At 56.5% G+C, this 15,155-nt stretch carries 12 protein-coding genes and 1 pseudogene; 9 read left to right on the top strand and 4 right to left on the bottom strand.

From position 1 onward, the window contains the following. Positions 1–685 (top strand): hypothetical protein (locus GX444_21705; GenBank protein ID NLH51198.1); only part of this gene is annotated, 685 nt, incomplete at its 5' end. Beyond that, positions 686–2,098, top strand: a complete 1,413-nt coding sequence (locus GX444_21700; protein NLH51197.1) for a hypothetical protein — start codon at positions 686–688, stop codon at positions 2,096–2,098. Positions 2,099–2,376: 278 nt separating this feature from the next. Here the strand turns inward: GX444_21700 and GX444_21695 are convergent, their stop codons facing one another. Genes GX444_21695 through GX444_21685 form a run of 3 tightly spaced genes read right to left on the bottom strand, consistent with a single transcriptional unit; the run spans position 2,377 to position 5,467 of the window. Continuing rightward, positions 2,377–2,574: a hypothetical protein gene (locus GX444_21695; protein NLH51196.1), complete on the bottom strand. Its 198-nt coding sequence runs from the start codon at positions 2,572–2,574 to the stop codon at positions 2,377–2,379. A gap of 12 nt (positions 2,575–2,586) precedes the next feature. Next, the gene (gene feoB, locus GX444_21690; GenBank protein NLH51195.1) at positions 2,587–4,674 is read right to left on the bottom strand and encodes a ferrous iron transport protein B; all 2,088 of its coding nucleotides are present in this window, start codon (positions 4,672–4,674) and stop codon (positions 2,587–2,589) included. 40 nt (positions 4,675–4,714) lie between these two features. Then, a complete protein-coding gene (locus tag GX444_21685) occupies positions 4,715–5,467 on the bottom strand; it encodes a DtxR family transcriptional regulator (protein NLH51194.1) in 753 nt (250 codons plus the stop codon). A 236-nt stretch (positions 5,468–5,703) separates the two neighbouring features. Here GX444_21685 and GX444_21680 point away from each other — a divergent pair, with 236 nt between their 5' ends. The 7 genes from GX444_21680 (at position 5,704) to GX444_21650 (ending at position 13,110) form a co-directional block, all read left to right on the top strand. Continuing rightward, positions 5,704–6,087, top strand: a complete 384-nt coding sequence (locus tag GX444_21680; GenBank protein NLH51193.1) for a response regulator — start codon at positions 5,704–5,706, stop codon at positions 6,085–6,087. A gap of 56 nt (positions 6,088–6,143) precedes the next feature. Next, complete coding sequence (locus GX444_21675) at positions 6,144–6,512, top strand: response regulator (protein ID NLH51192.1); 369 nt, start codon at positions 6,144–6,146, stop codon at positions 6,510–6,512. A 141-nt stretch (positions 6,513–6,653) separates the two neighbouring features. After that, a complete protein-coding gene (locus GX444_21670) occupies positions 6,654–7,280 on the top strand; it encodes a DUF2239 family protein (GenBank protein ID NLH51191.1) in 627 nt (208 codons plus the stop codon). A 244-nt stretch (positions 7,281–7,524) separates the two neighbouring features. Then, entirely contained in the window at positions 7,525–8,100 is a 576-nt protein-coding gene (locus GX444_21665) for a prepilin-type N-terminal cleavage/methylation domain-containing protein (protein NLH51190.1), read from the top strand. Positions 8,101–8,102: 2 nt separating this feature from the next. After that, positions 8,103–8,474: a hypothetical protein gene (locus GX444_21660; protein NLH51189.1), complete on the top strand. Its 372-nt coding sequence runs from the start codon at positions 8,103–8,105 to the stop codon at positions 8,472–8,474. Then, positions 8,471–11,959 (top strand): prepilin-type N-terminal cleavage/methylation domain-containing protein, encoded by a 3,489-nt coding sequence (locus tag GX444_21655; GenBank protein ID NLH51188.1) that lies wholly within the window; start codon positions 8,471–8,473, stop codon positions 11,957–11,959. Before GX444_21660 ends, GX444_21655 begins: the two co-directional genes overlap by 4 nt. An 8-nt stretch (positions 11,960–11,967) precedes the next feature. Further along, positions 11,968–13,110, top strand: a complete 1,143-nt coding sequence (locus tag GX444_21650; protein NLH51187.1) for a hypothetical protein — start codon at positions 11,968–11,970, stop codon at positions 13,108–13,110. Between the two features lie 271 nt (positions 13,111–13,381). Here the strand turns inward: GX444_21650 and GX444_21645 are convergent. Beyond that, a pseudogene (locus tag GX444_21645) lies at positions 13,382–13,633 on the bottom strand (hypothetical protein). Between the last annotated feature and the right edge of the window lie 1,522 nt (positions 13,634–15,155).

Below are 15,155 nucleotides of genomic sequence, written 5' to 3'. Positions count from 1 at the left end.
CGATGTTCCGGTGTCGGCGGTTGTTTTAGACGAAGCGATTTGTTTACGACGATTACAATATGTCGACCATTCGACCAACCAAATCATTCGGGTGGCGGCCGGCGAAATCGGCAAATCCTGGAGCCCGCGTTATGGCAATACTTGGGAAAAAATGAGTGACCCGAAACCACTTTGGTGCTCGGAGTTCGCCTCATGGGCAATCAGAGAAGGGACTAATGGCCGATTGTTGAATGTTCCGATTTATGACCGACAGGGCACTAACAATCTTATTTTATATTTTTTAAAACATACAGCATATATTACATCAAACAGTACTGAGGAACATCCGTTAACAGATAAGGAAGCACATATTATTGTAAATACATTTGCACAAATAAGTGCCACAATAAAGGCAGGGTATTATGTGCCAATGTTTGGGGATACCGAGGAACCCTGGGGTACTGCTGATCATAGCGGTCTTTTCATTTCTTGGCAATATTCGTCAATGACTAATCCACATCAAATCAAATTTTTCAAAACAATCGAAGGTAATTGGGATGATGTTGTTCAACCAATGATTCGATATGCTTGCGCTTCAAAGAATTATGAATTTGATGGTAGGGCTCCTATTATTTGGAGTGAAGAGCGCGAAATACCCATGGGAAATAATCATTTGGTTAATGATGGATTCGGGAAGGCACAATAAATGTTAGGGAAAATTGCTAGTTTTATTGAAATTGTTTTTGGAATCATTTTATTTGTTGCTGTCGGCTTGTCCTCGGCAGGCGATTCCTTTGATTTAAAAGAGGGAAATTACTTTCTAAAATATGATTCGAATAATGCTTTCCAATGGGGATTAGCAGTAGGTGAGGAAGAACTAGTTAACTTTTTATCAGCGCCAAGTGGGACGGCAATTTACACATGGTCGTTTCGTTCAACCAAGGATGAATCGGTTAGTCTGTTGCGACGGATCGAGGCCAGCGGTGAAATCGGTTGGGAAAAGCATTTTTCGCCTTCATTTGGTTCTAGCGGAAGCATCTTCGTTGGCTTAAACGACGAAATTATTTTAGTTACCGATGAAGACTATGCAAAAATTTTAACCGGATATAATTCGGCGGGAGGCGAAATATTGTCCATCGAGATCTCCGAGGACGATGCGGATCACAAAATCTACAGAGCATTTATCGATAGTTCGGGGAATATCATTCTTGGTATGGAGAATTTTTATCAATCCGACGAATATTCCGCAACCATCGCCAAATACGATTCGTCCGGAATTCAGCTATATGAATATAATATTGAAAACGCAGTTTTCGGACAGCTAATTCTCGATGAAGAAAATAACCCGTATTATTCGTTTTTAATTTATAAAGACCAACTAAGAAATTATAAAATCGGCCGACTTGCTGAAAACGGCGAACCACTTTGGGAGGACAATCTGGACGGGGATAATAACGCAGATTTTGATTGTAACATCGGTGAGCCAGATGCATTGATTTTGGATAACGAGAAGCAAGAACTTTCCTTCGCGGGAATAAAATTATGCTCTTTGGAAGGTGACGAAAAAAAAGGTGTTCTTTTAAAGGCAAAAAGGAAGTTGTCGGGGGAGACTCTCGATAACGGAGAAATCATTATCAGCTATCCCTATTTGATAATGGAGATTGATTTTGACCAGGATAAAAATATCTATGTTTTCGGTGACGACTTTAGTGAAGAAGGACTGGCGATCAACAAATATTCCACCCAAACCGGCCTAGAATTGTGGCAATGGAAAGAAAGCGAATACCAGGACGCGCCCGACTATAACGTTGTTCCTTATCTGACTGCCTTCAACAAGTTATACATGGCCGGCGAATTGGGTTTTTTTAAAGGCCTTTTAAGCCAGGGAAGAGTCAAGCCTTTCTATTCCATTTATGACGAAAATGGAAATTTGGAATGTGAAAATCGTTTGGAATTATTACCGATCTATAATGCACGTGTTGATAATATAATCGTCTCAAGCGAAAAGGACGTTTACCTTTTTACCGAAATTGTCAAAAGAACTCCGACTAAATCAGCGACCGATGGAACAGGTAGCGAGGGAAACGACGACAATCCATCAGAAGGCTGCGGCTGCTGATTCACCCGCGCACCGATGTTTCCAAAAACCAAATCCGCTTTACATGGCCATCGATCCTAGCGGATCGAAGACCATGGCACCCCGAAATGAAAGAATCGCCGACGTTTTCATATTCCACATCCGCTTTGCATGGCTATCGATCCTAGCGGATCGAAGACCATGGCACCCGAAAGGATCGCACCCTTCGAGACGGCCAAGGGCATCCTCGGGGCGGCGGAAAAATAAGACGACCAAGGATTACATATCATTGATAATGGCATGAGGCGAGAACAATTCAATTATCTCTTTTTGATCTGCACTTCGCGCAAGCTCGGATCGGCGCAATCCCGCGACAAGTCGGCGAACGGGCAGTCGGCGCAATTGCCGGCGCAGGGCGAATAGCGTCGCCGGCGGCGCGCCTCGGTGTAGTGCCGGACCAGATAAGCCCCGGCGCCCAGGACAATGATGGTCAGCAGAAACAGTTCCCACGCGGGCATCCGTCACCTCCATCAAGCGAACAAGCCGCCGATTTGATAAACGAGCGTGGCCAGCAGCCAGCCCAGGCCGGTCAGCGCGCCGAATTGCAGCGCCGCCCATTTCCACGAACCGGATTCGCGCCGCATCACCGCCATGGTCGCCATGCACGGCGTGGCGACCAGCAAAAACAGCATGATGGCGAAGGCCTGCAAGGGCGAGTAAGCCTGCCGCAACGCCTGCCGCAGCGTCTCCGGCTCCGCGTTGTCCTCGCCCAGCGAAAAAATGATGCCCAGTTGCGAGACGAACACTTCCTTGGCGGCAAAGGCGCCGATCATCGCGGTGGCGATTCGCCAGTCCGCCCCCATCGTGCCGGTGACGGGCGCCAGGATTTTGCCCACGCGGCCGGCCACGGAGTATTCGAGGTCTTGCTGCCGATCGACGGCCGGCGACGGCGGCGTTTCCGCATCACCGGATCGCTTGGGAAACGAGGCCGCGAGCCACATCAGAATGGAAATCGCCAGGATGACGGTGCCGGCCTTGCGCAAATAGCTCCCGGCGCGCTGGCCCATTTTCAGCAGCATCGCCTTGGCGGTCGGCAAGCGGTAGGGCGGCAGTTCCATGACGAACGGCGCGTCCTCGCCGGCCAGAATCGTGCTGCGGATCAGCCGCGCCAGCAAAACGGCCAGCCCGATGCCGATCAGGTACATCAGCCACAGCACCGGCGCCTGCCAGGGCACGGGGAAAAAGGCCGGAATGAGCAGCAGGTAGATCGGCAGCCGGGCGCCGCAACTCATCAGCGGCAGCACCAGCATGGTCGTCAACCGGTCGCGCTCGTTGTCGAGGGTCCGGCAAGCCATCAGGCCCGGAATGCTGCAGCCGAAGCCGGTCACCATCGGCACGAAGGATTTGCCGTGCAGGCCCATGCGATGCATGAAGCGGTCCATCAGAAAAGCGGCGCGGGCCATGTAGCCCGTGTCTTCCAACAGCGCCAGGCCGAAAAAGAGGAACAGGATGTTCGGCAGAAAAACCAGCACCCCGCCGACGCCGCCGATTACACCGTCGACCAGCAGCGACCGCAGCACCTCGCCCTGGCCGGCGGGCCAATGCGCGTTCAGCGCGGCGGTCAGCCAGGCGAAACCGTCCTCGATCCAACCCATCGGGACGCGGCCGGCGGTGAACGTCAACCAGAACAGCAGGTACATCAGCGCCAGGAAGAGCGGGATGCCCAGCAGGCGATGACAGAGGATGGCATCGACGAAATCGGAGACGCGTCGCGAGTCGCGGCGCATTTCCGTCAGCCGGACCTCGCGCAGCAACCCGGCGATGAAGGCGTAGCGATGATCGGCCACCAGCAAGGGGCCGTCGGTGCGGGTTTCGGCCAACAGCGACGCGGCTTCCTGCCGGACTTCGCGCAGAAAACGGGGCACGTCGTCCAGGCGGCCGGCGAGGTACTGATCCACTTCCGGATCTTCCTCGAGCACCTTGATCGCCAACCAGCGGGACGAAGGCGCGGTGCGCGACAGATGGACGTCGAGCCGGTCGGCCATTCGCGCCAGCACTTCCTCGAGGCGCGGACGATACACGACCCGCCGGCCGCGCGTCGGCTGTTCGACCGCGCGGCGGATCGCCGCCTTGAGCTCGGCCGCGCCGCCGCCGCGATGGCCCACGGTTTCGACGATCGGGATGCCCAGCAAGGCCCGCATCTGCGGCACGTCGAGCCGTTGGCCGCCCTTGGCCGCCTCGTCGCTCATGTTGAGCGCCAGCACGACGTTGGCGCCCAATTCCATCACCTGCACCAACAGGTATAGGTTGCGGTCCAGGTTGGTGGCGTCGGCGACGACCACCACGGCGGCGAGATCTTTCTGCAGAATTTCCCGCCGCGCGATCCGTTCCTCGGGCGAATAAGTCGACAGGCTGTAAGTGCCGGGCAGATCGATCACTTGAAAATGATCGCCGTTGTCGCGGTATCCGCCTTCCCGTTTTTCCACGGTGATGCCGGGGTAGTTGCCGACGTGCTGGTTGGCGCCGGTCAGGGCGTTGAAGAGGGAAGTCTTGCCGGAATTCGGGTTGCCGGCCAAGGCGATGCGATACGTGCGTTCGTGGTGGAGTTCGCGGACCATGGTGTTACGCTTCTGGTTGTCCTTTCCCGGAATCCGCCGGTCAGATCGGAGTTACCACGATGCCCTGGGCTTCCTCTTTCCGCAGGGACAGATTGAAACCGCGGATGCGAATCCAGATCGGATCGCCCGACGGCGCCACGCGCTCCACCTCGACCTCGGTCAGCGGCAACATGCCCATGTCGATCAATCGCTGGCGGAGCGCGCCGCGGGCGTTGATCTTGGCCACGCGGGCGTGACGGCCCGGCGTCAGATCGCCCAAAGTGGTGAGTTCGGCTTCGCCGCCGCGCCAGCGCCAGCGCATCCGACCTTCGCAGATTTGGCGGCAGGATTCGAGATCCGCGTTCACTTCCTGGCAGGAACGAAACAACTCCAGCGCCTTTTTCCCGTCGGGACAATTGGCCAGGAATTCCAGCAAGCGAACGAAACGGTCGACGGTCGAGTCCGAGAGATGATGTTCGATCTGACAGGCATCGGTATCGGCGATGGCCGCGTCGATGCCGAGAAAATCCTGTAAAAATTGGCGCAGGATTTCATGGCGGACGATCACTTTTCGTACCGCTTCCTCGCCTTCAGGGGTCAGTTCGATGAACTCGCGCTGGGTGTAATGAATCAGATTCAGGTCCGCCAGACGCCGCATGGCGGTGCTCACCGAAGCCATGCTGACATCTCGTGCCTTGGCAATATCCTTCACCCGGGCCACTTTTTTATCGCGGACGAGGTGATAAATCGTCTCGAGGTAGTCTTCCAACGATTCGGATATCAGATTGGGTTCAAGTTGATTCGCTTGGGTCATTGTCAACCTTCCTCAGTTAATGTAATCTAATTATGAATGATTAGTCTTTCTATGTCAACCGTGGCAATCTTTCAAGGCGTGTCATTTTGGTATTGTTCGGGAAAAAGCATGTAAAAACAGAGAAGTGATGATTAAACTTGAGGAGTAACAAAAATGGCCGAAAAAAAAGAGTAGTGATGGATCTTCCATCAGGGGTTTGTGATGATAAAAAGAATGGATTGATAGAGGAGGTAACCATGCCTGCCGACCCGAATATGAACATTCTCTGTGTCGACGATTTTTCCACGATGCGCCGAATCATCATCGGCCTGCTGAAGCAACTCGGTTTTCGTAACATCGCGGAAGCGGATGACGGATCGACCGCCATGGAATACCTGAAGGATAATCAGGTCGATTTTATCGTTTCCGACTGGAACATGCCGAAAATGACGGGATTGGATTTGCTCAAAGCGGTCCGGTCGAATGAAAAGTACAAGGCGGTGCCGTTTTTAATGGTGACCGCCGAGTCGGAAAAGGACCATATCCTGGCGGCGGTGAAGGCGGGGGTCAGCAATTACGTGGTCAAGCCGTTTAAAGCCGATGTGCTGCAGGAAAAAATTACAAAGATATTCGGCGGTTAATCCGTCGCGAGCGAATAGATTGCATTTTTCCTGAATGGCCGTTTAGGGGTGGTTCGATGGGGGATCTCAAGCGAGTCCTCATCATTGAAGATGAGGATCTGTTGGCGAGCCTCATCCAGCGGATGCTCAGCCGACTTGGTTTCGAGACCTTCGCGGCGACAACCGGAAGCGAAGGCCTACGCGAACTGAAACGGTTGAACCAGGATTTGGATCTGATCGTCGTCGACTATAATTTACCGGATATATCCAGCAACGATATCATCCATCAAGTCCATCTTCTTTCTCCAAGCCTCAAAATATTACTGACCAGTGGCTATCCCCTCGATATGTTGACCGGCATCAAACGCGACGATATCAATGGCTTTTTAGCAAAACCCTTCAATTTCGATCAGATAAGGTCGACGGTAACCACCTTGTTCGCCTGAAAACGGGGCCGAAAAAATTTCTAAAATATTACCCGGGTAATATTGACAAATCTTTTTTACCCGGGTATTATTCGCTACAAGCTTGAGGTCGGGAGTTGTTTCCGATCGTCAAGCAAATAGTCTAATTTTAGGGAGAAGATGATGGAAGACAATCGTACTTATACCGCCTTTGCCGGCGATCGGTTGATTGCCTCGGGAAACCTGGAAACCATGTTGCGGCAGACCAAGAGTCGCCTCGATCAAGGCGAAACGGATCGGATTCTCATCTTCGAGGATCAAACTGGTGTTCAGATCGATTTCGATTTCCGCGGATCGCCGGAAGAAGTGCTCCAGCGGCTGGCCAGCCATCCCCGATTTGCGCCGGGCGAAACTGCCGCCGAAGTCCGGACCGGACCGGGACGACCGAAACTCGGCGTGGTTTGCCGTGAAATTTCACTGTTACCGCGACATTGGGAGTGGTTGGATCAACAATCGGGCGGCGCTTCGGGCGCACTGCGCAAACTGGTCGACGAAGCCCGGAAACGCGGGCGCGGCAAGGAACTAGCGCGATTGGCTACGGAAGCCGCCGGCAAATTCATGTGGGTAATGGCGGGCAACCTGCCGAATTTCGAAGAAGCTTCGCGCGCCTTGTACGCCAAGGATCCGGAGCGACTGACGAGTCTGATCGGCGATTGGCCGCCAGATATCCGTCGCCACCTCGAAAGGCTGTTTGCCGAGGCGATGCGGTTGGAAAACGAAGCCGCCGTGGAAAAACCTTCAGAATCATGAAAATTTGCCAAGGATTCGATCAAGTTAGGGATAAAAAAATACGAAACCTTTAAAGGAATGAAAATCAAAGCTCATTACCTTTTGTAATGTAAAATTACCAGTGGTAAGGCCGCCTGGGCGGCCATTTTTCAAGTGATTGAAAAATAAGGTCTTTTTACAATTCAAATCTGGTATGGACTTTGCGACAGCAGGGTATGGTGGAGTAGGCGAAGTGCCTCTCCGAGCGGGAAAGGAGCTGGTTTCCGTGCAGTGGAGAAACGACCAGGGTTTTACTTTGCTTGAGCTGATCATCACGATCGCCTTGGTCGGATTGGTCATCGCGGCTTTTCCGTTCGTTCGGGGGATGCTGCCGGAAATCCAGGTTAACAAGGCGGCACGCGGTCTGGCCGAGGAACTGAGCGAGGCGCGTTCGATGGCGGTGAAATATGGCAGCGATGTGATCGTCGCCATCGATCCGACGCTCGGCACCATCAAGACGTACATCGACGCCGACCGCGACGGCATTCAAGTCGGCGACCTGGCGCGAAGCCGGTCGCTGGCCGATTTTTCGGCGACGGCGATTTTCCGGCCGGTGACCACCACGGGACCGGACGGATTGCCGATTTCGCAGCCGGTGAAAATGGGCACCACCAGCAGCCCGATCGCCGTGACGTTTCGCGCGAACGGCGCGGCCGTCAACGCGGGGATCGCTTACCTGACCGACGCCACCGACCACAAGGTGGAATTGGGGCGGGCGGTGGAAGTGTTGACGACCGGGAAGGTGCTGATGTGGAGATTCGACATTAACGGAACGCCGGGGCCATGGCAGAAATGGATCTGACAATGCGAAACGATAAAAGGAAACGGCAAGGCGGCTTCACGGTTACGGAAATCGTGGTGGCGCTGTTTCTGATCTCGGTGGGCGTATTGAGCCTGGCCTCGGTGATGTCCTCGATGGCCAATCGCCAGAATTACTCCCTCGCGTTGACCACCATGACCAATCTGGCCTCGACCACGCTCGAGCAGATCAAGAGCATGCCTTACGACTCGGTCGCCTCGTCGACCGAGGAATACGGGGAGATCCCCGATAATCCGACCTTCAAACGAGTCGTCATCGTGACGCCGGACGACAGCGATCTGCTGAAAGTCGTCGAGGTGCAGATGACCAATCAAAATGGACAGAACGTGTCCATAGAAACGGTGGTGGCGCGATGAAAACCAACAGCCGCCAGCAAGGTTTTACGTTGTTGGAATTGATGATTTCCCTGGCGCTGGGCATGATCCTGATCGCCGCGGCCTACGGGATTTACATCAGCCAGCACCGGGGCCTGGAAAAAATCGAAAAATTTTCGGCGGGGGCGCAGTCGGCCCGCTTGACGATCGAGCAGGTCACGCGTGAATTGCGCATGGCCGGGTTCGGCGTCGTGAAAGGCGAGACGTTCACCGAGGCGAAAAAATACGCGCTGACCTTCCGCGGCGACGTGGACGCCGATATCGCCGGCACCCTGGCCGCGACGGCGACCGCCGGCGACACTTCGATTCGGGTGGATTTGAACGATTCGCGCGACACCATCGACCGCGGCGACTACCTGTTCATCAACGGCGGCGGCAACGTCGAATTCGTGCCGGTCGTCGCCACCGGCGATATCGTCAACCTGGACGGCGAACCCGATACGGTCAACCTGGGCGCGGCGCTCGCCAACTCCTATCCCGCCGACAGCACCCTGGTGCGCACCATCGAAACCGTCCAATTCGCCGTATCGTTTCCCAGCGGCGTCCTGCAGCGGAACCATGTGTTGCAGGCCGACGGCCTCAAGGATATGGAATTCCATTATTTCAAAGAGGGCGGAGTGGAGATGGAGCCCGATGCGGTCAACGGCCTCAGCCAGCTCGAACGGGCCGCGATCCGGCAGATCGAAATTCGTTTGCGGACCGGCGGGCAGGGCGACCCGGAGCACAATTATTCGCAGGTGGTCGAGCTGCGCAACATGGGCAATCGCCCCTTCAAGGCCGATACCTGCGCGCCCAACCCGCCGACCAATGTCACCGTATCCGACCGCGGCACCTGCGGACATTTTACCCTGACGTGGTCGCCGCCGACGGCCAACGCCTGCGACGGCAGCGCGTTGACGGACCTGAGCGGCTATAAAATCTCCTACGGCGCGGCCAGCGGCGACTATTACTCCCCGTCCTACAACGTCAGCGACGAAATCCTGACGTCCATGCAGGTCGAAGATATTCGGCTGCAGAGCGGTTCGACCTATTACCTCAAGATGCAGTCCTACGACGCGAGTTTTAACGAATCGAGCGCGACCACCGAAATCTCCTTCAACCTGCAGGACACCACGCCGCCCAACGCGCCGACGGAGGTGGATGCCACCGCCGGCGTCGGTTCGGTCGCGCTGACCTGGACGCCGTCGACGAGCGTCGATGTCAAAGGCTATCGAGTGTATCGCGCGGAATCGGCCAGCGTTCCGCTCACCGCCGATCACCGGATCGCCGATGAAAACACCTTGTCGGAAGCGGCCACCGGATTCATCGATACCACGGCACAATCCTGCCTCACCTACTACTATGCCGTGACGGCGGTCGATTGCGCCAACGAGGGCCCGGGCTCGGCCGAGGCACACGGCGACGGCGACGGCGATGCCGAGGACGCGCCGACAGCCCATCAGACCAATACCACCGCGATCGAAAGCCCGGCCACGCCGCCGGCGGTGCCGACGCCGTTTCAGGCGATCGGCCGCGACCGGGCGGTGGACTTCATCTGGACCAATCCGGCGGACCGCGATTTCGCCGGCGTCCTGGTGCGCTATAGCACGATCAATTATCCGGCGAACATCAACGACGGTGAGGAACTCGACGCCTTCGGCGGCACCGCCGGCGCCGTCATGCGGCAGACGCAATCCAACCTCATCAACGGCACCCGCTATTATTACAGCGCGTTCGCGTACGACCGTTGCGGTAATTACGCGGAGCGGGTGACGGCCTCGGCGATACCCAGCCAGAACAGCCCGGTCATTCAAATCACCGCGCCGGCTAGCGGCTTGACCGTCACGACCGGCCAAATGGGCTTTTCCGCCAAGGCCTACGATCCCGACCAAAGCGGGATTTCCATGCCCCCATCCTTCGACACGGACAACGGCAAGGGGATTTACAGCGTCAACTTCTACGTCACGCCCAGCCCCGGCACCCTGCAATTGCCGCGCTACGAATACATCAAGGAATACTGCGGCTTCGGCGGTGACTCCGATCCGTGCCCGGCCGGCGACGTCACGCAGTGGTGCGACGGCATCTATTCGCTCTACGCGGTGGCGACCGATGACGAGGGGGCGCAGACGGCCAGCCCCTACATTTCAGTGGCCATCCGCAACGGCGGCTTGTACGTCGACAGCACCGTGACGGCGGCGGTGAGCGGCACGTACAACAACGAGGTCACGTTCGGCATCGAAAACAATTCCAGCAGCAGTCTGACGATTACCAAGATGACCCTGACCTGGGACAAACCTTTGGCACGGCTGGCGACGGTTCAGATTCCGGACGGTACCACCGTTTGGGAAAACACCTCTACTCCGGCGGCCTCGGGCGAGGAGGTGACGTTCAGCCTGTTCGGCCAACCGTCGGTGTCGGCAAACACCAAAAAGACGGTGCGGGTCAAGTTCGTCCAAATGCAGACGACGCTTTCCCAGTCGGCTTCCGCGGGCGCGACGGTCATCCAAGTGGCTTCGACCAGCGGCTTCGCGGCCGGCGAGACGATCTACCTGACTTCGGGTTCGACCGTCGCCGCCGCCAGCATTCTTTCCGTCGGCAGCGGTCAGCTTACCCTGACCTCCGGCCTGACCACCGCCTTCGGCTACGGGTCGACCGTCAGTCACCGGCAGAACGCAACCGACGTCCAGATGTCCGGCGCCGACCTGCGGGCGACCTTCGAATACCAGAAGGTCATCTTCATCGGCCGGGTGTGCCTGAGCGACCAGGCGGCGATCAACCTGTCGCGGGCGCCCGAGATCACCAACGCCCAGCAGGATAAGCCCACCGAGAACACGGCCATGTCCACGGTGCCCAGTCAAATTCACGTCGACAACTACCGCACTGTGCCGGTTCACGTCGGCGTCACCGACAACGGCGCCTCGGGAATCTCCTCCGTCAAGGCGTATTACTACGTCGATCACTCGTACCTGACCGTCGCGCCGGAAACCGGCTATACGAACGTGGCGATGTCCTACAGCGCCACGAATACGCGCTGGGAGGTCACCCTGCCGTATCAAAGCAGCACGCGGGTCTGGGTCTATTATCTGGCGACGGACAACAACAGCCAGACCGATCGCGATCCGACCAGCGGCGCCTACGTCTACGACTACGTGACCGACACGACGCCGCCGGCCTGTCCGCTCGGCCTGGTCGCCACCATGATCGCCAAGAAACAGATCGATCTTTCCTGGATCGCCAGCACCGACGGTGATATCGCCGGTTACAACATTTACCGCAACAAGGATTGCGGCAGCTATTCCAAGGTCTACACCCTGGTGCAGGACAGCAACCCGAACGTGACGGGGGTGCAGTACAGCGATACTTCCAGTTCGCTCGATACGAGCAAATATTGCCATGGGTACTATATTTGCGCGGTCGACTTGCAGGGCAACGTGTCCGCCTCGTGTCAGAGTTACACGGCGTCGGCGGGCGATTGCCCTTGTCCGTGAGGTGAGCCATGAAGAAAAACATTCATCCTTCGGCGCGGCGTGGCGAACGCGGCATGGTAATGATCATCATTCTGATGATTTTGATGGCCGTTTCGCTCTTGGGCATGGCCAGCATGCTGGTGGTCGGCACGGACATCCGCATCGCCGGCAATTACAAAGACAGCACCCAGGCTTTTTGGGCGGCGGAAGGCGGCGTCCAGCGGGCGTTGTCGACGCTGAGTGACGACCGGAGCTACGTCGGCGACATTGCGGCGGAGTCACTGGACAACCACACGATCAGTTCGGCCGAGGTGACGAGCCTGTCGGGCTTTTTAAAGCGCGTGGTCGGCGTCGGCCGCAACGGTTCCGGCATCCGCAAGGTCGAGGTGCTGATCAACACCGACTCCGCGTTCGAGTCGGCGATCAACGTCGGCGGCGACGTACACATCGCGGGAAAACCGCGCATCTCCAGCGAGGGCGTCCGGGTCAACGGCAACGTCTACCTCGATCTGGACAACGGCACACCGGAACTCAACCTGTACATGCCCTCCGGTAGCACGCTCACGGCGGAAGGCGACACCACCAGTTTGACCCGCAACGACAAGGAGGCGATGGATCTGGCGGCGATCAAGCTGCGCGAGGACGAGTGGCGCAGCATTTCCTCGGCGGCGAATTCCAGTTGGTACTTCGACACCGACCACACCTACGGCAGCAACGACACCAACGTCACCTTCAGCAACCTCGATTTCGACAACGTGCAACCGGGCGCCGACGGCAACCGAGCGATTTTTGTCGATGGCGACGTGACGCTGAACGGCTCGCTCGACGGCGTCGGCACCATCATCGCGACCGGCAAGATCATCGCCACGGGCGGTTTCGTCTCCTCCGGTTCGGGCACCACGGTGACGATGATCGCCCGCGACGACGTGTTGATCAATTTCGACACCAACGCGCAAAGCCAGATCAACGGCCTGGTCTATACCGAGGGCGATTACGAGCTGCACGGCAAGGTGAAGTTCACCGGTGTGGTGACCGCCTTCGGTTCGGTCAACATTCAGAACCCGAGCGAATTCACCAACAACAACGATCCGAACTTCTGGTACACCTATTCGCCGGCCTACAACGTGATCGCCGATCCGATCGATATCCTGAGTTGGACGGAGATCAACTGACCGGTCGCCGACGGACCGGAAACGGCCGTTGTTGGAGCGATACAGCCTGATTGACAACCGCGCGACCTTGCGTCAAAACCGTGGGCGCAGGCCTGGTAGAACGAATACGGAAGGAAACCACCCGACAAGCGTCCGAGTCGACCGGGCCTCTTCCCCTGCGACTCCGCCTTTTTCCATTTACCGCCAGGAGGATCCTGTATTGAAGAAAATCGCTTTGCTCCTCTGCCCGCTGATGCTTCTGCTGTTCGCCTTTTCCTGTTCCAGTGGCGATGACGACGACAACGACGACAACGACGACGCAGTCGATGACGACACCGCTGACGACGACGCCGCGGACGATGACGCGACCGACGACGATGACGACGACAACGACGATGCGGCCGACGATGACGGTTCGGCCGACGACGACGCGGCCGACGACGACGCCGCGGACGATGACGCGGCCGACGACGATGACGACGACAACGACGACAACGACAACGACGACAACGACGACGACACCACGCCGGCGGCGACCGCCCAGTGGACCTTCGTGGTGTATATGGCCGCCGACAACAACCTTGCCACCTACGGCACGATGGATCTGAACGAGATGAAAGCCGTCGGCTCGACCGACGACGTGAACATTTTGGTGGTGTTCGACGGTCGCCGGTGGGGCGACAGCGCCTATTACCGGGTGCTGCACGGCTCGCTCGAAACCCTGGAAAGCCCGGGCGAACTGAACATGGGCGATCCGCAGACCATCAAGGACGGCGTCGGCTACCTGTTCAACCGTTATCCCGCCGAACATTACGGGCTGGTTTTCTGGGATCACGGCAGCGGTTGGCACAAGGACGCGAAGCCGGTTTATAAGAACATCTGCGTCGACGACCACAGTTGGAGCGACGACCTGACCAACACCGAATTGGACGAGGCGCTGACCTGGCTGCAAAACAACACGCCGGCCGCGACCATCGACCTGATCGGCTTCGACGCCTGCCTGATGCAGATGGTCGAAATTTCCTACTACATTAAAAATCACTCGACGGTCATGGTGGGTTCGGAAGAAACCGAAGGCAGCGAAGGCTGGGCCTACAACAATTTCCTGGACGACCTGGTGGCCGACCCGGAAATGACCACCGGCAGCCTCGGCACCGAGATCGCCGAAACCTTCGTCGATATTCCCGACGCCACCATGTCGGCCATCGATCTGACCAAGGTTGAAGCCCTGGCGCAGGCGATCAGCCTGTTCGCCGATCAGTTGATCGCCGTGGGCGGCATGAGCAACGCCAGCGTCACCAATGCCTGGCGCAGCACTCTGGCGTTCTACGATGCCGATTACATCGATATCTACAACTTCGCCGAAAACGTAAAAAGCCAGAGCATCAACGACAACGTCAACGCCGCCGCCGACGCCGTCAAAACCGCCGTCGAGACCGCCGTCATCTGGCACGGGCATGGCACTCGTCAATACGCCAACGAACACGGTATCTCGATCTATTATCCCGGCGGCTATTCGTCGTTCGATACCGGCTACTACGATCTGGCCTTTGCCCAGGCGACCAACTGGGACGAGCTGATCGACGACTGAAAACTCTTCCGACCGAACGAAACGCCGGGAACGATTCCCGGCGTTTTTTTTCGGGGTATTGCCGCCGCGAAATGCCGATTTGACGGAACGATCCAGTTTAATAACATAGATTAATTATTTTATTTGACATCAATGAGTTGTTTTTTGTATCATTCTTTCAATTGAAAGAATAATAAATGCTTCCGATGAGGCATTTTTACAGACCTTGGAGGGCACATGAACAGAATTCTCTCTCTCTCTCTCTCTCTCTCTCTCTCTCTCTCTTAGCATTCTATTGGTAACAAGTTGTTTCTTAACACCTGTTTTTGCGTTTCAAACCATCAAGGGAGAGACCAATCCCGAGAATCCGGAACAATATTATAATTTGTTTGTCGAGCGATTCGAACAGGACGGCGGTTTTGTCGAAATCGATATGAGAACCGGTAAAACGGTTCAGATCGCCCAGGGAGATTCGCTGCTTTTAGATCGGGATCGT

The organism is Myxococcales bacterium, from assembly GCA_012517325.1.
Lineage (GTDB): Bacteria > Lernaellota > Lernaellaia > Lernaellales > Lernaellaceae > JAAYVF01.
Note: the sequence above shows the minus strand (reverse complement) of the source record. Positions and strands in the feature narration are given on the sequence as shown.

Excerpts from the sequence above, each read along its gene's own strand:
- GX444_21695 (NLH51196.1), bottom strand. The coding sequence starts at position 2,574 with ATGCCCGCGTGGGAACTGTTTCTGCTGACCATCATTGTCCTGGGCGCC.
- GX444_21660 (NLH51189.1), top strand. The coding sequence starts at position 8,103 with ATGCGAAACGATAAAAGGAAACGGCAAGGCGGCTTCACGGTTACGGAA.
- GX444_21685 (NLH51194.1), bottom strand. The coding sequence starts at position 5,467 with ATGACCCAAGCGAATCAACTTGAACCCAATCTGATATCCGAATCGTTG.
- GX444_21670 (NLH51191.1), top strand. The coding sequence starts at position 6,654 with ATGGAAGACAATCGTACTTATACCGCCTTTGCCGGCGATCGGTTGATT.
- GX444_21675 (NLH51192.1), top strand. The coding sequence starts at position 6,144 with ATGGGGGATCTCAAGCGAGTCCTCATCATTGAAGATGAGGATCTGTTG.
- feoB (NLH51195.1), bottom strand. The coding sequence starts at position 4,674 with ATGGTCCGCGAACTCCACCACGAACGCACGTATCGCATCGCCTTGGCC.
- GX444_21700 (NLH51197.1), top strand. The coding sequence starts at position 686 with ATGTTAGGGAAAATTGCTAGTTTTATTGAAATTGTTTTTGGAATCATT.
- GX444_21650 (NLH51187.1), top strand. The coding sequence starts at position 11,968 with ATGAAGAAAAACATTCATCCTTCGGCGCGGCGTGGCGAACGCGGCATG.
- GX444_21680 (NLH51193.1), top strand. The coding sequence starts at position 5,704 with ATGCCTGCCGACCCGAATATGAACATTCTCTGTGTCGACGATTTTTCC.
- GX444_21655 (NLH51188.1), top strand. The coding sequence starts at position 8,471 with ATGAAAACCAACAGCCGCCAGCAAGGTTTTACGTTGTTGGAATTGATG.